3 protein-coding genes are annotated in these 3,091 nt (G+C 72.3%); 2 read left to right on the top strand and 1 reads right to left on the bottom strand.

Annotated features, from left to right (window positions below):
- Positions 1-168 precede the first annotated feature (168 nt).
- Together ABT336_RS27065 and ABT336_RS27060 are read left to right on the top strand one after the other, a co-directional pair.
- Complete coding sequence (locus tag ABT336_RS27065; RefSeq protein WP_350900383.1) at positions 169-630, top strand: hypothetical protein; 462 nt, start codon at positions 169-171, stop codon at positions 628-630.
- Positions 631-865: 235 nt separating this feature from the next.
- A complete protein-coding gene (locus ABT336_RS27060; RefSeq protein ID WP_350900381.1) occupies positions 866-2,074 on the top strand; it encodes an SfnB family sulfur acquisition oxidoreductase in 1,209 nt (402 codons plus the stop codon).
- Here ABT336_RS27060 and ABT336_RS27055 read toward each other — a convergent pair.
- A partial coding sequence (locus ABT336_RS27055) for an FAD-dependent monooxygenase (RefSeq protein WP_350900379.1) occupies positions 2,065-3,091 on the bottom strand: 1,027 nt, incomplete at its 5' end. The two genes, ABT336_RS27060 and ABT336_RS27055, sit on opposite strands and share 10 nt — an antisense overlap.

Raw genomic sequence — 3,091 nt, 5'->3', positions numbered from 1 at the left:
GGATACCGTCGGGCTTGTCGAGCAGGGCGTCGGCCACCGTGGGCTCGGCCTCCTCGGTGGTGAGGAAGCCGTACCGGGCCATCCACGCCGGCCCCCGAGCCGTCCCCGACGCAGCAGGGGCAGGAGCAGCCGAGCGACGACGCCATCACGGCCCGTTTCTCCAGCGACATGTCCTCGGTCTGCGACGGCAGCCCGATCCTCAACGCCGCCGCCTACAGCGGTGCGTCCGGCGCCAAGGCGTACACCTTCTCCAACGCCCCGGACCGGCCGAACAACTGGTCGACCCGTTCGGTCAGCTCGAACAAGCCGTACTACGCCCGGTCGACCGAGTTCACCCAGGTCTCGGTCGTCGGCTGCCTCAAGTTCACCGAGGGCAGCCAGGGTGAGCCGCGCGAGTGCGAGTACAAGGACAGCTCGGACAAGCAGATCAAGGTGAAGTACATCTCCGGCAAGTACACGCTGACCTTCTACGCCGCGAAGACCGGCGAGAAGATCGGCGACGGCGGCACCGTGAACGCCCCGGCGAACCGCTGCCCGAGCTTCATCTCCTACAACCGGCAGACCATGGAGTCGTACGCGGCTCCGGACTCCGGCACCATCGAGTCGGCCCTGGACAAGTTCCTGTCCTGACCGATCGTGCACCGGCCGAAGGCCGGGTCCGGGTGGCATCCCCACCCCGGCCCGGCCTTCGCCCTTCCCACCCCGGGTGCGGTGGTGACGGGTGGATTGACGAGGTCGGCGGGGGCGGGCAGACTACGCCTACCAGCCCGATAGGAATTGCAGCGTGTCGGGCTGGGGTTCCGTGCTCACACCGACAGGGGGGCGCGGTCGTACCGCCCTCGGCCCGACACGATCGGACGTCGCCATGACCCACGTGATCCGTACCGGCGCCGAGGCGCAGGAGGTCGCCCGGAAGCTGGCCGCCTCCTTCGGCGAGGAGGCCGCCCGTGACCGGGAACGTCGCCTACCCGCCGAGGAGTTGACGCTCCTGGCCGACTCGGGCCTGCTGGGCGTGACGGTGCCGGCACGCTTCGGCGGTGCCGACGTGACGGTGGCAGTGCTCGCCGAGGTGTTCCGCAGCCTCGCCACCGCCGACGCGAGCCTCGCGCAGATCCCGCACAGCCACGTCGTCTTCCTGCACGCCCTACGGTTGCAGGGCACCGAGGCGCAGCAGGAACGGTTCTTCCGCGCGGCGTCGGGTGGGGCGCTGTTCGCCAACGCGCAGGCGGAGCGGGGCGGCCGGACCGCCGCCGACGACGCCACGACCCTCCGTCCCCGCCCGGGCGGCGGATACGTCCTCACCGGCGAGAAGTTCTACAGCACCGGGGCGCTGTTCGCCGACTGGCTGGTCGTCCGGGCCGTGCTCTCCGACACGCCAGTGCCGCCCGGATCGACAGGGGGCCGACCGAAGGCTGTGGCGTTCCTGCCACGGGACACCCCCGGGGTCACCGTCCGCGACGACTGGGACGGGATGGGGCAGCGGACCACCGCCAGCGGTACGGTCGTGCTCGACGAGGTCGGGGTCGACGAGGACCAGGTGGTGCCGTACTCGCCGATCTTCGCCGGGCCGACGACGTACGGCGCACGTGCCCAGGTGCTGCACGCCGCCCTGGACGTGGGTATCGCCCGGGGTGCTTTGGACGCGGCGGTGGCCCAGGTGTCGCGGGCCCGGCCGTGGTTCGAGGCCGGCGTGGAGCGGGCCGCCGAGGAACCGCTGCTGGTGCAGCAGGCCGGCGAACTGGAGATCCTGGTACGGGGCGCCGAGGCGTTGCTGCGCGAGGCGGCGGCGTCGATCGACGAGGCGGAGAGGTCGGAGCTGACCGAGGCGACCACTGCGGCGGCGTCGATCGCCACGGCCGTCGCCAAGGTGGCCGCCGCCCGGTCCAGCGTGGAGGTCTCCTCGGCGCTGTTCGAGTTGGGGGGCACCCGGTCTGCCTCGGGCGCGTCGAACCTGTCCCGGTACTGGCGGGACGCGCGGACCCACACCCTGCACGACCCGACCCGGTGGAAGGTCCAGCACGTGGGGCGCTGGCTGCTCTCCGGCACCCCGCCACCCCGGCACGGTCAACTCTGAGGACGCCGACCGTTCCCTCGGTGGATCACCAGATGGGAGTCGAGGGCGGATCGTAGGGCGGTCTCGTCGACGACGCCGTCGCGCAGCGGCAGGGAGGCGGCGACGAACCCGTCCGGACGGACGAGGTACAGCCGACCCGGGCGTAGTCGGCCCTGGGCGTCGGTCCCGAAGTCGTGCGGTCCGTCCATCCAGTCCGGCACGTCCGGGCGTACCGCCGGGGTGCCGTAGGTGTGCAGTTGCCAGGTGAAGGACCGCAACGACTGCTGACTCCCGCCGACGGGCGGCAGGCGCAGCCCGACGGCCGAGTCGTCGGCCCACGTCGGCGTCGCCGTCCCGTCCGGCACGAAGTGGTAGCGGATGCGGTACTGACCGAGCAGCCCACCGACCCGGGCGCCCATGGGCGAGGCGAGGACGCGGGGCACGAGGTGGGCCAGGACGACGCTGAACCGACGTCGCAGCCACGCGGTCCGGCGGCCACGGCGGGCGATGACGCCGAAAGCCCGGTCGGTGACCCTGACGAGCCGCACCGCCACGGGGCGGCGCTCACGCTCGTACCGGTCGAGCGAGGCCGGGTCGAGGTGCTCCTGTACGACGTCGGCGAGGAGGTTGGCGAGGTGGTGTGCGTCCTGGAGGCCGGTGTTCATGCCCTGACCCCCGACCGGGGAGTGCACGTGGGCGGCGTCCCCGGCGAGGAAGCTCGATCCCTTGCGGAACCGTGCGGCGACGCGGTGGTGGACACGGTAGGTCGAGAACCAGTCGACGGCCGTCCAGGTGAGGCCGAGGTCGGCACCGACCGTCGCGAGCGTGGACTCCTGGTCGACGGGGTCGCCGGGGGCCATCGTGACGAGGCGGACGTGCCCGCCGGGGCCGAGGGGGAACATCAGGGCGAAGGTCGCGTCGCCGAAGCGCAGGGCGAGTGACCCGTCGGGTACGCCGGTGACGCCGCGCAGGTCGGCGACGCAGAACGACGCGTCGTCGGTGACGCCCTCGAAGGGCAGGTTCAGCCGGTGGCGGACC

The organism is Micromonospora sp. NPDC000207 (assembly GCF_040300925.1).
GTDB lineage: Bacteria > Actinomycetota > Actinomycetes > Mycobacteriales > Micromonosporaceae > Micromonospora.
The sequence above is the reverse complement of the archived record's forward strand: the minus strand, read 5'-3'. Positions and strand labels throughout refer to the sequence as shown.